Origin of the sequence: Streptomyces mirabilis (genome assembly GCF_039503195.1) — a bacterium.
GTDB classification, from domain to species: Bacteria; Actinomycetota; Actinomycetes; order Streptomycetales; family Streptomycetaceae; genus Streptomyces; species Streptomyces mirabilis_D.
The window spans coordinates 4,997,721-5,013,834 of record NZ_JBCJKP010000001.1; the positions used below are offsets into that span (position 1 = coordinate 4,997,721).

The 16,114-nt window shown below is 67.6% G+C and carries 18 protein-coding genes and 1 pseudogene; 14 read left to right on the forward strand and 5 right to left on the reverse strand.

Annotated features, from left to right (window positions below; all coding sequences use genetic code 11):
* Positions 1 to 27: 27 nt before the first annotated feature.
* Positions 28 to 198 (reverse strand): hypothetical protein, encoded by a 171-nt coding sequence (locus AAFF41_RS23045; protein ID WP_425526145.1) that lies wholly within the window; start codon positions 196 to 198, stop codon positions 28 to 30.
* Positions 199 to 574: 376 nt separating this feature from the next.
* Here AAFF41_RS23045 and AAFF41_RS23050 point away from each other — a divergent pair, with 376 nt between their 5' ends.
* Positions 575 to 961: a VOC family protein gene (locus AAFF41_RS23050; protein WP_319748670.1), complete on the forward strand. Its 387-nt coding sequence runs from the start codon at positions 575 to 577 to the stop codon at positions 959 to 961.
* Positions 962 to 1,786: 825 nt separating this feature from the next.
* Here AAFF41_RS23050 and AAFF41_RS23055 read toward each other — a convergent pair.
* Entirely contained in the window at positions 1,787 to 2,131 is a 345-nt protein-coding gene (locus tag AAFF41_RS23055) for a hypothetical protein (RefSeq protein ID WP_343324562.1), read from the reverse strand.
* Positions 2,132 to 2,426: 295 nt separating this feature from the next.
* Positions 2,427 to 3,347 carry a septum formation family protein gene (locus AAFF41_RS23060; RefSeq protein ID WP_343324563.1) on the reverse strand — a complete coding sequence of 307 codons (921 nt, stop codon included), beginning with the start codon at positions 3,345 to 3,347 and terminating at the stop codon, positions 2,427 to 2,429.
* A gap of 321 nt (positions 3,348 to 3,668) precedes the next feature.
* On the opposite strand from AAFF41_RS23060, the gene AAFF41_RS23065 reads away from it, so the two are divergent.
* The 3 genes from AAFF41_RS23065 (at position 3,669) to AAFF41_RS23075 (ending at position 5,837) form a co-directional block, all read left to right on the forward strand.
* On the forward strand, positions 3,669 to 3,872 hold the full coding sequence (locus AAFF41_RS23065; RefSeq protein WP_319748665.1) for a helix-turn-helix domain-containing protein: 204 nt from the start codon (positions 3,669 to 3,671) through the stop codon (positions 3,870 to 3,872).
* A gap of 487 nt (positions 3,873 to 4,359) precedes the next feature.
* Positions 4,360 to 4,539, forward strand: coding sequence for a hypothetical protein (locus AAFF41_RS23070; protein WP_319748664.1), 180 nt, complete (start codon positions 4,360 to 4,362; stop codon positions 4,537 to 4,539).
* 491 nt (positions 4,540 to 5,030) lie between these two features.
* Positions 5,031 to 5,837, forward strand: a complete 807-nt coding sequence (locus AAFF41_RS23075) for a DUF4365 domain-containing protein (RefSeq protein WP_343324564.1) — start codon at positions 5,031 to 5,033, stop codon at positions 5,835 to 5,837.
* Positions 5,838 to 5,972: 135 nt separating this feature from the next.
* Here the strand turns inward: AAFF41_RS23075 and AAFF41_RS23080 are convergent, their stop codons facing one another.
* Together AAFF41_RS23080 and AAFF41_RS23085 are read right to left on the reverse strand one after the other, a co-directional pair.
* Complete coding sequence (locus AAFF41_RS23080; protein ID WP_343324565.1) at positions 5,973 to 6,527, reverse strand: GNAT family N-acetyltransferase; 555 nt, start codon at positions 6,525 to 6,527, stop codon at positions 5,973 to 5,975.
* Positions 6,524 to 7,297 carry a GntR family transcriptional regulator gene (locus AAFF41_RS23085; RefSeq protein ID WP_343324566.1) on the reverse strand — a complete coding sequence of 258 codons (774 nt, stop codon included), beginning with the start codon at positions 7,295 to 7,297 and terminating at the stop codon, positions 6,524 to 6,526. Before AAFF41_RS23085 ends, AAFF41_RS23080 begins: the two co-directional genes overlap by 4 nt.
* A 606-nt stretch (positions 7,298 to 7,903) precedes the next feature.
* Here AAFF41_RS23085 and AAFF41_RS23090 point away from each other — a divergent pair.
* The 10 genes and pseudogenes from AAFF41_RS23090 (at position 7,904) to AAFF41_RS23135 (ending at position 15,850) form a co-directional block, all read left to right on the forward strand.
* On the forward strand, positions 7,904 to 8,068 hold the full coding sequence (locus AAFF41_RS23090; protein WP_183127846.1) for a hypothetical protein: 165 nt from the start codon (positions 7,904 to 7,906) through the stop codon (positions 8,066 to 8,068).
* Between the two features lie 127 nt (positions 8,069 to 8,195).
* Positions 8,196 to 8,462, forward strand: a complete 267-nt coding sequence (locus AAFF41_RS23095; RefSeq protein WP_343324567.1) for a DUF6284 family protein — start codon at positions 8,196 to 8,198, stop codon at positions 8,460 to 8,462.
* Between the two features lie 7 nt (positions 8,463 to 8,469).
* A pseudogene (locus AAFF41_RS23100) lies at positions 8,470 to 8,901 on the forward strand (Pycsar system effector family protein); the annotation flags it as partial.
* A complete protein-coding gene (locus AAFF41_RS23105; RefSeq protein ID WP_343324569.1) occupies positions 8,898 to 9,791 on the forward strand; it encodes a DUF2637 domain-containing protein in 894 nt (297 codons plus the stop codon). The pseudogene AAFF41_RS23100 and the gene AAFF41_RS23105, both read left to right, overlap by 4 nt.
* On the forward strand, positions 9,791 to 10,207 hold the full coding sequence (locus AAFF41_RS23110; protein WP_343324570.1) for an RRQRL motif-containing zinc-binding protein: 417 nt from the start codon (positions 9,791 to 9,793) through the stop codon (positions 10,205 to 10,207). Before AAFF41_RS23105 ends, AAFF41_RS23110 begins: the two co-directional genes overlap by 1 nt.
* Positions 10,177 to 10,548 (forward strand): DUF6251 family protein, encoded by a 372-nt coding sequence (locus AAFF41_RS23115; RefSeq protein ID WP_343324571.1) that lies wholly within the window; start codon positions 10,177 to 10,179, stop codon positions 10,546 to 10,548. Before AAFF41_RS23110 ends, AAFF41_RS23115 begins: the two co-directional genes overlap by 31 nt.
* Before the next feature lie 318 nt (positions 10,549 to 10,866).
* On the forward strand, positions 10,867 to 12,708 hold the full coding sequence (locus tag AAFF41_RS23120; RefSeq protein WP_343324572.1) for an ATP-binding protein: 1,842 nt from the start codon (positions 10,867 to 10,869) through the stop codon (positions 12,706 to 12,708).
* A 94-nt stretch (positions 12,709 to 12,802) separates the two neighbouring features.
* Complete coding sequence (locus AAFF41_RS23125) at positions 12,803 to 13,543, forward strand: class I SAM-dependent methyltransferase (RefSeq protein ID WP_343324573.1); 741 nt, start codon at positions 12,803 to 12,805, stop codon at positions 13,541 to 13,543.
* Positions 13,540 to 14,382, forward strand: a complete 843-nt coding sequence (locus AAFF41_RS23130; protein ID WP_343324574.1) for a bifunctional DNA primase/polymerase — start codon at positions 13,540 to 13,542, stop codon at positions 14,380 to 14,382. The genes AAFF41_RS23125 and AAFF41_RS23130 overlap by 4 nt, the downstream gene beginning before the upstream one ends.
* The gene (locus AAFF41_RS23135; protein WP_343324575.1) at positions 14,375 to 15,850 is read left to right on the forward strand and encodes an ATP-binding protein; all 1,476 of its coding nucleotides are present in this window, start codon (positions 14,375 to 14,377) and stop codon (positions 15,848 to 15,850) included. Before AAFF41_RS23130 ends, AAFF41_RS23135 begins: the two co-directional genes overlap by 8 nt.
* Positions 15,851 to 16,114 lie beyond the last annotated feature (264 nt).

Genomic DNA, 16,114 nt, shown 5'->3' on the forward strand with positions numbered 1-16,114 from the left:
ATGGCGTCAGCCGGCGGAAGCGGCCGGTCAATGCGCGGTGCACCCCTCTTCCATGTCCCACCACTCCTCGGATACACCGTGGTTGAGCAGCCTTTGCACCTTGGCGACATCAGCGGCGGGCGGAACGTCCAGGGCGACCATGCCGAACCGTTCTATGCCCTCGGCCCTCGCCGTCGACTCCGAGTTCCTGAAACGCATTGATCACGCTCTGCCGTGCAGCTCCAGGGAGGAAGAAGTGCTCGTCCCCGCAGTCGTAGCCCCAGGAGATGAGACCGCCGGGCTGAGAGTGGAATAGGTATGGGAAGCCATCCGGACGACCGGGGCGAGTCACGTCGAAGGTCTCTTGGCTCCGCTGCATGCGCTTCAGGAGCGGGGTGTGCCCTTGTGGGTGGAAGACAACGAGCTCATCGGTGATGACCCCGGTCCATAGGGGGCCAGGAAGGGTCCTCGTTCCCCTGGTTCTCGGTCTCGGTCGCAGGTCGGAGCTGGACGGGACCGGAGACGGATGGCGCCGGCCCGGGCGGTTGCTAGCGTGGAAAGTGGTTCTGGCACCCAGGGGGGAGGAGGCCGACCGATGGCAGTCGAACTCAACCACACGATCGTCGCCGCGCACGACAAGATGGCGTCCGCACGGTTCCTCGCGGATCTGCTGGGTTTGGAGGTGGCACCGGAGTACGGTCCGTTCGTCCCGGTGCAGATACCGAACGGCGTGACGCTGGACTACATGGACACGGCCGAGTCGATCAGCCCACAGCACTATGCGTTCCTCGTCTCCGAGGACGACTTCGACGCGATCTTCGCCCGTATCCGCGAGGCGGGCCTGACCTACTGGGCAGACCCGCATCACCACCACCCCGGCGAGATCAACCACAACGATGGCGGCCGCGGGGCGTACTTCGACGACCCCAACGGACACAACCTCGAGATTCTGACCAGGCCGTACGGCAGCGGCGAGGACTGATACCCCGGAGCGGTGCCGGGAGCAGGAGGCCCCTCGGCGACCGTGTGCCCAGGGCACCGTTCGGACCACGACTCCACTAACACAGAACCGAGTTCCCGTCCCCGGTGCGCGGTGATCTCGCCTGGCGTTTGTCTGGGGATGGGGCGCGGCCCGCTCGTCACCGGGGGTGTAGGCGGTGCCGTGCTGGCCTCCTTCGGCTATGGCGGCTCTGGGAGCTGCTTCTCCCGCCAGGCGAGGGCGGCGTTGCCGGTTGGCTGGTGGAGCGGGAGCACGTTTGCCGTGGCAGCTGTATTCGTCGCCTACGCCTTGTCCTGCGGCTGCTCCTGAGCAATCAGGCTGGCCACAAGCTTGAAGGCCGCCGTGGCAGCGATGTCACCGTGGGTTCAAATCCCAAACCAACCGCAGGTGAACGGCCCCTGACCAGTTGAATCGGTCGGGGGTCGTTCTCGTGCGCGCTGTCCATCAAGCACCGTGGTTCCCCGTCAGTTACCGTTCGATCGGGCACGACAGGGGCACGAGTACCTTCTGATCCGTAGGATCGGGCAGCTTGTTGGGAGGGTGGTCACCCCTCCCCTGGATTGACTGCCAACCGTGGTGATCACCGGCCTCTGTGTGCCGTCGTTGCCGTCAGGGTTGCCGTCACTCACGGATCACCGATGGCTGTGCCGCCGGGCAAGCGGAAGGGCCCACAGCACCTTTGGCCGTGGATATTCTCTGGCGATGTCGAACCAGTCAGTGGCAGCGGGAGTCGGTCTCGCTCGTGTGATGGCGCACTGCGGCGGAAGCCCGGTCAGCGCCGTGGAGTTTCTAGTGGGGGCGATAGCCTCAGCACCGGCGGACCCGGAGCCCTATACGGCCCTCGCCGAGCTGTGGCGAGACCGGCGCGCGGAACTGGAGGAGGGCCTCGAAGGGGACGGCGATTTGACGCGTGACGGGGACGCTGGTGGCAGTTCGAATCAACCACTCGTTTTCACGATCCACTAGGAAGGGACCGTTGCCTCCCAACCGAGGCCGCGGTCCGTTCGGACCATCCCAGACTGCCCCCCAGTAGAAGATCCACCCGACCGGCAAGGCCTCCACACGCAGGAACTGAAGGTCGTACTCGACGCAGCCCTGTGCGGCGTCGATTTCCGCAAGCACCAGTCGGCGCGCGTCCTCCTCAGTCAGCATCCCCCGATGATGACACGGCGCCTTCACACGCCTGGGCGTATGACGCCTGGCGTACACCCGCTTTAGGAGCGAGGTGAGGTGGTCACAAGCCTGACCTGCGGATTCCGTACTTGGGCAGAGTCCGGCCGACTCACCTCTGGAGACCCCGGTTCCCCGTGAGTCCCCGTCCGTTATGGCACGGGAGTGGCACGGCCACGGGACCGTGCCACGGTCGGAGCGCACGTGGCCCGGCGTCCTGGGCAGAGGCGGTTGGAGGTCGAGGCCGGCCCGATTGGCAGCCCGAGGCGTGCCGACCCTAGAACGGCGGCCCGAAAGAGGTGGCGGGGAGATCCGAAGTCAGCCGCAGAGCCTTCCGTACGTCTCGCTGGTACTTGTATGAAGGTTGGTTCCAGGCGTTGTCAGAACGGGCCCAGTAACTGTTGTCCGAATGTGCCGCCACGGCCTTGCGCCACAGCTCGGCGCTCTTTCGAAGTTCCCCGACGTAGGCGGTGACCTTGGGCCTGGCGCCTGCAGACCAGGTGGCAGCTTTGAGGCCGTCTGCCTCATGGTCCAGCGTGGCCGCCATCTTCGCAGACCAGGCACGATCGGCGGCCACGCTGCCCCGGTGCGGATAGGTCTTGAAGACGCGCGCGGAGGCCAGCTCCAGTCTGAGGAAGGCAAGCTGGTCTGTTGTCAAGCTGGCCTCCTGGACTCGTACGCTGCCTGTGGTCTGACCGTCCGTGTCGGCCGTAAAGCAGGTGGCCGTCCTGTTACCCGACTGCTGGATCTCACGGGTCGGGTAGTAGTAGTTGACGCCCGTCGTGTGGGGCAAGGACCAGTCGTCCATGACGTAGTCGGTCAGCCGATCCCTGCACTGGTGGTATGACTGTTTCGCGAGGACGTCGTCGGCGCCGGTGGACCCGGTGAGTGCGAGCGTGGCGAACACTTCGCCGTCGTGTGGCTGGGAGCACGGCACAGGTGCCGCGGTGTAGACCTCTCCGTGCTGTGAGCTATTGAAGCAGTCGCCCACCGCGAGACTCATGGCCAACCGGTCGCCTGCGCCGGACATTCGCTTGTCCGGATTTCCGTCGGCGTTACTGGAGATTCTTCCGATGATCAGGCCCATCGCCAGCGCGGCCCCACCGAGCACTAGCACACCCGAGATCGCCAGGCGGCGACCCTTTTGGTTGCGCTTGGAGCCGGGCTCAGACGGCTTGGGCAGCGATATGGCGGACATGGATCTCCGGTCGACCTTGGCAGACACGTGTGCGGAGCCGGATCTTCGCACACGACCAGTTTTCCGTCACCCCCGTGCAGGCGTGGTTCATGGCGTCCAGGTGGAGCGCGCCACTGTACGAACGACCTGGACGCCATGGGCCGCGTCTGCACGGCTCTGCCTGGGTCGATGGTGTGCGGGATGGGAGCCCGCAGCATCCGCCACGATGGACCCGCGGTCGGCGATGGCGCCCCCTCCATCCCGGTGCCGGCCGATCCCCCGCCGGAGGCATTGTCTTGACCGTGGGCCGCTCTATGCGGTGATCGACAGAGATACCGGGCTGTGCTGGCGGGTGCGACGGTGACGGAGGTCGCTGCGTCGCTTGGTGTGTCGCGGCAGACGGTCAGCGGGTGGAAGTCCCGGTATGGCCACTCGGACCCAGGACTGACGCTCCGCGTGTACGCGCACCTCATGCCGTCCAGCCAGGAGCGTACGCGGAAAGCAATTGCGAGCACCTACGAGAAGAGCAATGCGCTCGCAGACTAGAAACCCGTAAAGCCTAATCCGTAAAGCCGAAACGGTAATGCCTAACCGATAAAGACAAACCGGTGAAGCCGCTAAGCCGAACCGACCGACCAGCATGGCTTAGCGACTACTCGAATCCCCGCCCCTCGCCAGGAGCGGGGATCCCTAGCTAGAGCGCAAACGTCAGCGACGACCTGGAGGACTCAAGGCGGCGCCAGGCCGCACAGGACGGCAGGGGGCCACGCGGGGCGGCACGACGCGACTTCTGGAAAAATTGGAAAGTTCTGGAAAGTTTCCAAGAAATATCGGGGCGCTCCGACTGTCCACGATCGTGGACAATCCGTCTCGCCAAAGAGACAAGGCGGCGCCTAGCTGTACGTTTGGTTCACGCGTGACGACTATGGGAAAGTTTCCGCAGCATGCGAATGCCGCCCGGGCTGGGGCGGCATTCGCTTCCATTTCTGCGCTCGGAAACCCTAGCCAGGAACCGATCACACATGGAGGACCCATGGTCGCACGCACCGGCTTCACCGTCGACATCCATCCTCGCGACCTGCCCATGACGCTCATCGGCACGGCTGGCGGCACCCTCGCCCTCTGGGCGAACGCCCCCGCCGGGGTCGCCATCCCCACGGCCCTGCTGATCGTCCTCGACATCCGCATCCGCCGCTTGCGTCGACACACCTGACGGCCCGGCCAAGCGCCCGACGGCCCAGAGACGGCCCAGCACCACCAAAAAGCCCCCGCCCTGCCAAGAAACAGCAGGTCGGGGGCTTGTAGGTATCGCGTTACTTCTTCTTGCCCTGGGTCTGGCGGGCCCGTATTTCGCCGCTGGTCAGAGAGGTGCACACCCCAACTGACCTGCGTTCGGGCCGTCGTTGATGGCCGTTGCCTGTCGTCGTTGGTCCTCCTCGGAGGGCCCAGAGAGGGCCCGGCGGTGTCGCCCCGGATCCCCACTCACGAAGAGGAGCAGCCTCCCACCGGGCTAGCGAGCACGGCCAGTGACCCCCGATCCGGTGGCGGTTCGGACGCTGACTCGACCGCTGGCGCTCGTCAACGTCCGTCGGTGTTGATGTCAGCTCGGCGACACCAGGCTCCGTCTCACTCCGACAATCGCAGAGAAAGATGAGTTGGGTAGACGTCCAGTCAAACCGCCGTACTGGCTGGTTCACTGGTGTGATGTCTCCCAAGCGCCCGCGCTCACATCTGAACGCCGACTTGTCGGTCACGAAAATTCAAGAGGCTTTCCTTTCTATGGGATGGAACGTAGAAATCTTGAACCAGGACTACGGCGAGGATCTCTTGGTCAGGATCTTCGAGGGAGAGGCAGCAACTCCCTACACCTTTTACGTCCAAGCCAAGTCCACAGACCGTATCCGAAAGCAGGGTGGTGGGCCCGTCAGATACCCCATCACTTTCGACCACCTACAACATTGGCAAGAATTCTGGGACCCGGTGTTCCTTATGCTGTGGGAGCGGGAGAGCGGAGAAATAATCTGGGAAATGATCCAACAACCAGCTCTCCCCATCGACACTTCCGGAAAGAAGGCCAAGGTATTAATCCCTCGAAGCAATAGAGTCGACCCGCAGGGGCTGGAGAAGATCCAGGCAAAAACTATTGCCCGGCATCAGCGCCTGAAGCGGGAGCAGTCGGGAACCGAAGCTCTAATAGAAACCCTTGCCAACTACACCGGAGCGAAAATCGATTACCGCTCAGGGTCAGGAATCTTCACCATCACAGAGGAGGACGGCAAAATTGCGTTCGTCCTCTTCGGTCCACTTGGGAAACTCGCCACCGCCATGAGCGAGAGTCGCGGGATCAGCCTTGAGGAGCTGGTCGAGATTGCGCTTGTGGAACACGCGGAGGCGACGGAGACGCTCAGGTCAGGCAAGACGTACACGATGCATTGCAAAGATGGGAGTACTTTGGAGTTCTCCTCCGAAGAGGAATTCGATGCATTCTTCGAGAGAGATATATATGAATGATTTCAGTGCGGCCTAGGAAATCACCGCACATCCCCTGCCTACGTGTGCCGCCTACCAGCCATTCCGAAACCGTCTTACGACGTTGTGCGGGAACGGTAGTCCGAGCTTGCGCGCTGGTGTACGAGGTCGTTGATATCAGCGGATAATGACAGGGGTGGAATCATCAAAGCCGTGGTCAGCGACGGCAGTTCGGCGCTGCGCCAGCCAACCGGAGACGCGGGGCCCCCCGTTCACCGCCCCCCCTTCGCGGACTGTGCGCACATACTCGAATCCCTGCTGGAGGTAGTACCGCTGGAGGGCCTCGTTCGTGGTCCACGCATCGAGCCGCAGCCATTTGGATCCTTCGCGGTACGCGCGATCCCCCGCCCAGTCGAGCAGCCGACCGCCAATGTTCTGGCCGGCACGGGTGCGGGCTACCGTCAGCTTGTTGATGAACCGGGACGGCTCATCCAACTCTGCCTCCGTCCATAGCCCTTCCTCAGCTTCCGACGTGAGCGTGATGGTGGCCACGGTCTCGTCACCGTCCATAACCATGAAGACAGTGTCTGCCTTGATGGTGGCGAGCAGTCGATCAGCCGGATACGGACGCTGCCACTGGTCGATGCCAAGACGGGTGAGCCAAGCCGCCGCCTCCTCTCGGAAGGCAAGCAGCTTGGCCACATCGTCCGGTTGAGCGGGGATGATTCTCACTGAGGCTCGTTCTCACTCCGGGCGGACAGGTCGCCGATCTCGTAGTTCATCTGGTTCAAGTCGCCCCGGAACGTCGTGATGGTGCACCGGATGGGCCGATCTGTTGAGAAGCCCGTACGCGTCCAGAGCAGCACCGGCACCCCCGCTCCCATCTCCAGTAGGCGCGCTTCCTCCGGCGTCGGCATCCGCGCCGCGATCTCGTCGAAGTACCCCACCTGCTCGATACCTCGTTCAGCCAGGTACCGCGTGGTGCCCTCTTCGATGTCTCCTGGTTCAGCCAGTCGCGGCGACTCGTCGGCTAGCCACGCTGGATAGTAGGTCGCCTGAGTCGACCAAGGAACGTCGTCCACATAGCGATGACAGAACCGCAATACGGCCTTCGTACCTGCCGCGATCCTCAGGCGATCGGCGATCTCCTCCGACGCCGGCAGCATCTCGACGCGGAACGTCTGGTGCGGCCGTCGCCCTGCGTTGGTCACGTCGGTGTTGTACGCGTCGCCGTTCTGCGGGAAGTCCAAGTTCTCAAACTTAGACGCGTTCAGCTTGAACACCTCGTGTGACCGGACCTCATAGCCCAGCCCCTGGCTGGACGAGATCAAGCCCTCGCTGACCAGCAGGCTCAACCCATTCCGAACGGTGTTCCGGGAAGCGTCGAAGCGCTGCTGCAAGTCGCTCTCGGAAGGCAGCCGCGCCCCCGGCGCAAAGGTGCCGTTGGCGATCTCGCGGCGCAGGGCGTCGGCGACTTGCCGGTACTTCGGCTGCTTGTTCATGCCCTCATCATGACGCACTCGCGCAACTTGTTGGTACATGCGGTCTCCAAACGCTTGACGACTCACCGTCCGTGGGTGCAGCATCACTGCATCAGCTTGTACCAACAAGCTGAGCAGGTGGTGCAACACCATTGAGTGTGCCTGCCCTGCACTGACAGCGCCCGGCGGGTCCCGTGAAGACGGGAACCTCTTTTTGACCTGGGGTTACCGCGCTCGTCGGGGAGTGACTGCGCCTTGAGAACTGAACAGCGTGCTTGGACCGACGGGGTGAGATTCCCCGTCCCCGTGGCGACCCGGGTCAAGGTCGCCGGCGGCCACTTCCCCGCGCACCGGCTCTGGATAAATCCCTCGGGATCATCCCTCCATTCCTGGAGGTCAGCCCTTGGTGATGCCACCTGGTGCGCGCCGCCCTGCTGGCGTCAGAGCAGTGACGATGACGCGCCCGATTCACCGGCTCGGGACCGGTCCGCCGCAGCAACGGCGGACCGGTGAAGCCGATCCCTTCCGCCCCGGCATCCCGCCGCGAGGGCGCCGGATCGAATCCGGCCCGGGGTACTGCGGCCGTCCGGCCGCTGGCAAGTCCCGTAGCACGCAGAGGAGATGCACATGGGCGACAACAAGAGCGCTGCTGTCTTCAACTTCGGCGAGGGCGACATCACGTTCGGCGGGTCCGTGGTGATGGGCGACCAGGTCGGAGTGTCCGGCGGCGTCGTCTACGGCGACGTGGTCATGGGCTCCGCTGCCAAGTCCGAGGACACCGACGGCGAGTAACAGGCCTTCCCCGCCTCAACGCCGCGCGCATTGCACGCGGCATTTCACCAATCAACGGCGCACCCCCCGGAGCGGCTACTCCGGGGGGTGCTGTCGGGCCGTACGACCTGTGAGAGGAACACGACCCATGCAGGACATCGTCACTGTTCAGGAAGCCGTTACCGCGTTCGCCGAGTGGCGGGAGCCCACGGACGCCGAGCTGGACGCTATCGATCGTGAGATGCCCGTCATCGAGGCGGAGATCGACCTGTTGGACGCGCAGATCATCGCCCTGGACCGCACCCCCAACGAGCTGGACACCCGCCGTATCCGCCGGGCCCGCAGCGTGGCGCTGGCCCTGCGGCTGGTGCTCGCGAACCGGGTCTCGCCGCTGGTTCCGGGGGTGGGCGCGTGAGCACCCCCAGACGCTCGCCGCCGCGCACGCCGAGGTGAAGGCGGAGATCGCCCGCACCGACACCAAGACAGGCCTGCTGCTGGCGTTCGTCGGCGCCGTCCTCGCCGGCGCATGGACGGTCGGGCACGACCTGCCCCTGACCCGCCCCGCCCTCGCGGCCGGCATCGCGGGTATGGGACTGCTGGTCGCGGCGGCCGGTCTGCTGCTGCGGTCCGTCCGCCCGAACCTGCACGGCCGACACGGCTTCCCGCTGTGGGCGACGCTCACGGTCGAGGAGATCCGCACCACCCTCGCCGACGACCAGGCGGCGGACATCGCGGGACTGTCCCGGATCGCCGTCGCCAAGTTCACCGGTCTGCGCCGCGCGGTCGACCTGACCTGTGCGGGCGGCGCGCTGCTCATCCTCGCGGCCCTGCTCACCCTTGGGGGTGCGGCATGAACCGCACGGGAAGGGTCCTGCTCGTGGCCGCGCTGGTCGCGGTCGTCGCGATGGCGTTCCGCGTCTCGTGGAACGCGTTGCGAGACATCGCCAACGCCATCGGCGCAGACCACACAGCCGCGACGCTCTACCCGTTCGTGGTCGACGGCCTGATGGCCCTCGCGCTGGTCGCGACCCTGGTTCTGGTCGGTCGGGACCGGACGTTCGCGCTGCGGGTGCTGGGCACCTACACGCTCGCCTCGCTGGTCCTCAACTACGTCCACGGGCTCGTGCCGAAACTGCACGGCGCCACGGTCGACTGGGGACGGCTGGCCGACTGGGACCCCGCCAACTGGGCTCTCGTGCTGCTGGCCACCTCGCTTCCGGTCGGGTCGATCTACTTCGGCTCCGATCTCGTCGCGAAGGTGCTGCACCACCGCCCCGCCCCGATTCCGACCCCGGACGCGAATGCGGAGGAATCCACCGAGACCGTGAGCAATCGGTCTACGGCTGACCTCACGGAATCGACCCCGCAGCCCGTTCCCGCGGCTCCGGTGCGGATACCCGATCCGGTGGCCGTGGACTTCCTGAAGTCGGCTCTCCCCCTCAAGCCCGTACCGACCGCCCTCGCCCCGACTCCCGCCCCGGCGATCGAGCGGCGCGCGGTGGCCGCGGCCGAGTCGCCCCGCCCGCGCCGGGCAACCGGTCGGGTTCCGCAGGTCGCCCGATCGAGCCGGCCGAAGCGCACGCCGGATCAACTGCTCGCCGAGGCCCGCACAGTGACGGCTGATTGGCCGGACGCGAAGCTCACGGCCGAGGGGATCCGCCTCGCGGTCCACACCTCCCCGGCGAACGCCCGGACGCTGCGCGAGACCCTGCGCTCTGAGCGGACCGGCAAGGCGGTCGCCTGATGTCGGCCGCGTGGGGCAAGTGCTTCGACCCGACCGGCGCCCGCTACGGGGTGCCCACCTACCCGTGGCGCCTGGCCCCGGACGGACTGGCCACGCGCCGACAGTTACGGGCGCAGGGCCTGCGCCCCGGGGGCCAGCCGATCGCGGCGCAGACCATGCGGGTCAACCGGCGCGCGGGCGGGGTGCGGGTCGCCTACCTCTACCGCCTCGACCTCGCCAAGCCCGTCCGGCCCATGACGTCGCGGAAGTGGGGCGCGCTCGCGCTGGCGATGCTCGCCCGCCGCACCTGCCCCGAGTGCCACCTCACCTACAGCTACTGCATGCCGCGCTCCCTCGGCATGTGCGTGCTGTGCGCCTACCCCGACAACGCCCCGGAGGGTGCGTCATGGAACAGCTCCCCGCACACCGCCCGTTGACGGTCGTCCAGCTCCCTGACGGCCAGCACGTCTACGCCGACCCCGCCGCGCTGCCCGTCCAGCAGATGGCCGGCCCGCAGGTCGTCCACATCCACCAGGCGCCCCCGGACCGCACCGTGCAGCGCGTGGCGCTCGGCTCCGGGGTCGGTGCCGGGGCGGTCGCGGCCGGCGTCTACTTCGGCCCGCTGCTCGTCGGCGTCCTGACCGCCATCGCCGCGAACCTCGCGATGCTCGCCTTCCTCGCGGCCGTCCTGGTCTGGGGTGTGGTCACCGTCGTCCGCTCGGTGGGCGGAAGCGACGGCAAGGCCGCCGCCAAGCGGCTCGGCCGCAAGGGCCGTTGATCCGAAACCCGTAGACGGCCCGCAGGGCTTCCGACCCCCCTCACGGGTGGGTCCAGACCCCCGGGCCGTGAACGGCCCTTCAGGGCCCCGCGAGGGGGTTGCACGGCCGGTTTTTCCGCCCCTCTACGCGCGCGTGCGCGTAGGGCCCCCACCCCTCCCCACCGCTCAACTCTGCAACATCGCAGGTCAGATGCGGTTGCAGGGGTTCAACCGGTGCTGTCGACGCAACCGACAGCACCGCCCCCTGCAACCCGAGCGGGCCGGTGCCGCCACGCAACGGCGCACCGGCCCTCATCCACGGTCTTGGAGGACCCTTTCGTGGACTGGAAGCAAGCATGGTCGAACACCACCAACACCACCAACGCGGCACTGGACTCGCTCGCCCCGGTGTGCGTTCCGTTCGCGGCCCGCTGGGACCTCGAGGCGGACCGGCGGGACAAGCTGCGCACCCCGGAACACCTCAAGGCGCTCATGGCCGCGCAGAAGGAGCACAACGCCGCGCGCTCCACGCACGCCACCGCCAAGTCGCAGCAACTCAGCGCGCGCGCCGCGTCGAACAATCCGTTCGCGGCCGGCCGCCGCGCCGCCCGGGTGGCGAGCAAGGCAGCCGCGCGGCACGAGCGTGACACCCGCGCCAAGCTCAAGGCCGCGCGGGTGAACTACCCAAACACCCTCAAGGCCCGCGCGATCCAGGCGCACTCGCTGCACACGGTGCCCAGCGTCGTCACGTCCGCGCTCATGTCCACCTCGCACCTGACGCTGTGGCCGGCCGCCACGTCCGCCGTGCTGATCGGCGCGAATGTGGCCGGTCTCGCGCTCGGCCGGCGCAAGCTGCGGGTGCCGGTGGATGAGTCGGTGTCGCTGGAAGAGCGTCAGCTCATGGAGCGTCTCGACCCGTCGTACTGGGTGGAGCACGCCCCCGACCGTGGTCTGTCGGGCACGGTCACCACGCCCCCGTCCATCGAGCCGGGCGGCATCCGCTGTGAGATCCGCCTCGACGGGACGTGGACGGTCAAGACGCTCACCGACAAGGCCGACTCCATCCGTGCACTGCTCGGTGTCCGCACCGCGCTGCGCATACGGATCACGTCCGCCTCGCGCGGCGGCTGGGCTGTCCTCACGTTGGCCACCCGGTCGGCAGCCGCGGGCGTCTCCTCGCTGTGGACCCCGGACCGCATCCCGACCGACCCGCTGGCGATGAGCCTCGGTCTGGACACCGAGACCGGGGATGAGGTCCTGATCCCGTTCGACGAGCGGCTGCTGGTGTCCGGCGCGTCCGGCACCGGCAAGTCCTGGTCGTTCCGCCCGCTCATGGCGACCGCCCACCTGCGCGGCGACCTGCTCCTCATCGACGGCAAGGGCGAAGAGGCCAACATCTGGGAGCACTCGTGCCGCGTCGCCGTGGAACGCGAGGAAATCACGGACGCCGTGGATGACGCACACGCGGAGATGACCCGCCGCAAGGTCGACATGAAGCAGCGCGGCATCTCGGTCTGGGACGGCCGTCAGCTCACCGTGGTCGTGGACGAGGGACAGGTGATCCTTGCCCTGATCAGCAAGGACAAGGACCGGCTGCAACGCCTGATCGAGCTGTCCTCGCTCGGTCGCTCGCGCGGTGTCGTCCTGTGGTGGGCGACGCAGTACCCGCTCACCGATGGCGGGGCGCCGGGCGTGCACAAGCTGATCGCGCCGAACCTGCTCACGCGGTTCTCGCTGCGGGTGGCCGGCACGACACAGGCGCAGGTCGCGCTGGACGACTGCGCGCACTACGCCCCGCACCAGATCCCCGAGGGCCGCGAGTACCGAGGGCACGGCTACCTCAAGGGCTACGGCCCGCGCATGCTGCGCACCTGGACCCTGGACGACGCGGGCGTGCGCGCTCTGCCCAAGTCGATCTGGACCCCCGGCCAGACAACCGGCGGACAGTCCCCGCGACCGCTGCACCTGGTCAAGGAGTCCGCCGGGCAGCCGGCGCCCGGAAGCAATCGGGACAAGGTGCTGGCCGCCGTCCGGGCCGGCGCCCGTACCGCCAGCGACGTGGCCGACGCGACCGGTCTTAACAAGGGCACCGTCTCCCGCGAGATCAGGGCCCTGACCGCCGACGGAGCCGTGCACAGGACCGCCGACGGCCGGCTCCTGCCCGGCCAGCAAGCGGCCTGACCACCCCCGCGTACGAAAACGGCGGCCCCAATCCGACCAAGAGCCGGGGCCGCCGCCAATCCAGCACGTCCATAGCGAACTGGAGACCTCCAGCATGACCCAACCGACCGACATCCGGCGAGCCCTCTCCGGGCTCGAACCCTTCCGCGTGCTCGATGCGTTCTCGTGCATCGGCGGCGCCACCAACGGCTACCGGCGCGCGTTCGGGCCGAACTGCCACATCACCGGCGTCGACATTCAGGCGCAGCCGGACTACTGCGGTGACGCCTTCCACCAGGGCGACGCGATCGAGTACATCCGCGCCCACGGCCACGAATTCGACTTCATCCACGCCTCGCCCCCGTGCCAGGGAGAGGGAGCCCCGACCAAGGGCACCAACAAGGCGCGCAACGCGGCCATCGGCCGGACGTATCCCCGGCTCATCGCGCCGACCCGCGCCGCCCTGGAAGCGACGGGCCGGCCGTACGTGATCGAGAACGTGGCCGGCTCCGCCGTCCGCAAGGACATCCGCCTCTGCGGGGAACAGTTCGGCCTCGCGGTGCTCATGCACCGCTACTTCGAACTCGGAGGCTGGACGTTCCCGCAGCCCATCCACCCTCGTCATCGCGGCTACGTCCGGGGCTACCGCCACGGCGTGTGGCGTGACGGGCCGTACGTCGCCGCGTACGGCAAGGGCGGGGGCAAGGCCACCGTGGAGGAGATCCGCGAAGCAAAGCGCATCGACTGGTCCACCCACCACCTGCGCCTGCGGGAAGCCCTCCCGCCCGCCTACACGGAGTGGATCGGGGCCGCCTACCTCACCACGGTCGCCCCTCACCTCGAGGTGGCGGCGTGAGCGAGCACCTGCGCACCGCGCTCAGCCTCGCGGCCCACGGCGTGCCCCCGTTGCCGTTACGGGCGGGGAAGGTGCCGTTCGGGAACTGCCCGGCCTGCGCCAAGAACGCCTGTGGGGGCCGGCCGAACATGAAGACCCCCGGCCCCTGCACCTGCCCTGCGCCGTGCCACGGCTGGGCCGCCGCGACCATCGACCCGAACGTCATCAACTCGCCCACATGGCGGCGGGCGTGGAGGGAAGCGGCGGGCGTGGCTTACCACCCCGGCGGCGCCGGCCTCACGGTCGTGGACCTCGACAACGCAGAGGCCATCGCGTGGGCCCGTGCGAGCCTGCCCGCCACACGGTCCGTGCCGACGACGCGGGGTGAGCACTGGCTCTACCGGGGCGCGATGCAGTCGGCCAACGCCGTACGGCCCGGCGTGGACGTCAAGTCGTCCATGCAGTACGCGCGGTGGCTCGGGCCCGGTACCGGCACCATGACGGCCCTGCCGGACGTCGTGCGCGACTTGACCGTGAAGGAGCCGGCCACGGTCCGACCGGTGGCCGTCATGGTGCCCGCGCCGGTCGGTGGCGGGGAGTGCCCGCACCGCACGCCTACCTACCTCGATCGCGGCATCGCCATGGCGGAGCAGCGCATCACCGAGGCCCGTGAGGCGGTGCACGCAACCGTCTACCGGACGTTCCTCGCGGTGCTGTCCACGCACGGTCGGTGCGGCTGCCTCACCGAGGCGCACACGGCGCGGCTGTTCACGGCTGCGCAGGCCAAGGGGGAGTCGCCCCGGCACTGCACCGACGCGTGGACCAACGCCCTGACCACGTTGGGACTGAGCCATGTCTGAGGACGAGAAGAACCCCGCCCGCGAAGTCATCGCGGACTACGCACAGTCCCACTTCCGGTACTTCCGCACTGCCGACGGGACCGTGTACGCGCAGAAGAACGGCCACCCCGTGGCCCGCCCGATGCGCTCCCAGGGCACCACCGGCAGCCATCGCCAAGAACTCATCGTCGGCATGTACAGGGACGGGGTCGGCGTGTTCAACGGGACCGCGCTCAAGGAGGCACTGGACTTGATCGAAGCGCTCGCGCTGTACGAGGACACGCACGCCGTGAACATCCGCGTGGCCCCCGGGTTCGACGGGGCGACGTGGCTGGACCTGGGCCGCGACGACGGGCAGTCCGTCCGCATCCATCCTTCGGGCTGGGAGATCCTCACCCCTGACCCGCGTGAGGTGTGCTGGCGGCGGACCCAGCTCACCGGGGAACTGCCCCTGCCGGCCAAGAACACCGACGGCAAGGGCATCGACCTGCTGATGCGGCTGTGCAACTTCGCCAACGCCGAAACCGAATGCCTGGCCATCGCCTGGCTCATCGGCTGCCTCGGGCCGTCCGTTCCCGTCCCCGCCCCGTTCCTCACCGGCCCACAGGGCGCGGGCAAGTCCACCGGGGGCCGGATGCTCACCCGGATCATCGAAGGGATGAGCGGTGACCTGCGGCGAGCGCCGAAAGACGAGGAAAGCCTGATCGCCGCGGTGGCGGCGGGATGGATCACCGCGCTGGACAACCTCTCCCACGTGACGCCGGACCTGTCGGACGCGATGTGCTGCATCGTGACCGGAGCCGAGAGCGTCAAGCGGGCCCTGTTCACCGACGGGGACGTGTTCCGCGTCGGCTACCGCCGCCCCCTGCTCCTGACCGGTATCGACGTCGGTGTCATCCGGCCCGACCTCGCAGACCGGCTCCTACCGCTGCGCTTGGAGCGGCCCAGCGTCCGCCGCACCGAGGCGGAACTGTGGGCGGAGTACGCGGAAGTCCTGCCCGTCGTCCTCGGCTCGCTCCTGGACCTCACGGTCAAAGTCCGGGCCATGAAGGCGGAGACCCCCACGGACCTGCGGATGGCGGACTTCGCGCACCTGTGCGCCCAGTTCGACGCGGCAACCGGCCTCGGGGCGCTCACCGCCTACCGGGCGAGTCTGGACGACCTGAACGACGACGTGATCGAGGGTGACCTCCTCGCGCAGACCGTCCTCAGGCACGCCGAGACCATCGAGCCGGGCGGCGCGCAGCGGATGACGTCCACGGAGTGGCTGTCCTGCCTCAGCAGCCTCTACAGCGGCGAGGACAGCCGCCCCCTGCCCAAGGGGTGGCCCACCACCGGCAAAGTCCTCTCCGACCGGCTCAAGCGTCTCCAACCGACGCTGGCCGCCCGGCGCGTGCTTGTCGACTCGGGCCGCACCAGCGCGGGCCGCTACCTCGAAATGACCCGCACGCTCCCCCCGGCCCCGCACGAGCAGCAGCGGGCGTTCTGACCCGCGATCCGCACGCACAAGCGAACAGCAAGAAGAGCACGTGCTCCTCTTGCTGTTCGGCGGAACGCCGCCTCAAGGTCGCGCCGCGCAGCGGCCCCTTCTTCGCTCTGTGAGGGGCACCGAACTACAACAGCAGGCCCTTCTTTGTCCTAAGAAGGAAGACGCTGCGTCATGTGCGTCATGCGGGCCGGAAAACGGCACCTGACCTGCGCCGACAGGCATGACGCAGACGGCTTGCTCTGCGTCATCGTGCGTCATCTGCGT

Excerpts from the sequence above, each read along its gene's own strand:
- AAFF41_RS23045 (WP_425526145.1), bottom strand. The coding sequence starts at position 198 with ATGCGTTTCAGGAACTCGGAGTCGACGGCGAGGGCCGAGGGCATAGAA.
- AAFF41_RS23050 (WP_319748670.1), top strand. The coding sequence starts at position 575 with ATGGCAGTCGAACTCAACCACACGATCGTCGCCGCGCACGACAAGATG.
- AAFF41_RS23055 (WP_343324562.1), bottom strand. The coding sequence starts at position 2,131 with ATGCTGACTGAGGAGGACGCGCGCCGACTGGTGCTTGCGGAAATCGAC.
- AAFF41_RS23060 (WP_343324563.1), bottom strand. The coding sequence starts at position 3,347 with ATGTCCGCCATATCGCTGCCCAAGCCGTCTGAGCCCGGCTCCAAGCGC.
- AAFF41_RS23070 (WP_319748664.1), top strand. The coding sequence starts at position 4,360 with ATGGTCGCACGCACCGGCTTCACCGTCGACATCCATCCTCGCGACCTG.
- AAFF41_RS23075 (WP_343324564.1), top strand. The coding sequence starts at position 5,031 with ATGTCTCCCAAGCGCCCGCGCTCACATCTGAACGCCGACTTGTCGGTC.
- AAFF41_RS23085 (WP_343324566.1), bottom strand. The coding sequence starts at position 7,297 with ATGAACAAGCAGCCGAAGTACCGGCAAGTCGCCGACGCCCTGCGCCGC.
- AAFF41_RS23090 (WP_183127846.1), top strand. The coding sequence starts at position 7,904 with ATGGGCGACAACAAGAGCGCTGCTGTCTTCAACTTCGGCGAGGGCGAC.
- AAFF41_RS23095 (WP_343324567.1), top strand. The coding sequence starts at position 8,196 with ATGCAGGACATCGTCACTGTTCAGGAAGCCGTTACCGCGTTCGCCGAG.
- AAFF41_RS23105 (WP_343324569.1), top strand. The coding sequence starts at position 8,898 with ATGAACCGCACGGGAAGGGTCCTGCTCGTGGCCGCGCTGGTCGCGGTC.
- AAFF41_RS23110 (WP_343324570.1), top strand. The coding sequence starts at position 9,791 with ATGTCGGCCGCGTGGGGCAAGTGCTTCGACCCGACCGGCGCCCGCTAC.
- AAFF41_RS23115 (WP_343324571.1), top strand. The coding sequence starts at position 10,177 with ATGGAACAGCTCCCCGCACACCGCCCGTTGACGGTCGTCCAGCTCCCT.
- AAFF41_RS23125 (WP_343324573.1), top strand. The coding sequence starts at position 12,803 with ATGACCCAACCGACCGACATCCGGCGAGCCCTCTCCGGGCTCGAACCC.
- AAFF41_RS23135 (WP_343324575.1), top strand. The coding sequence starts at position 14,375 with ATGTCTGAGGACGAGAAGAACCCCGCCCGCGAAGTCATCGCGGACTAC.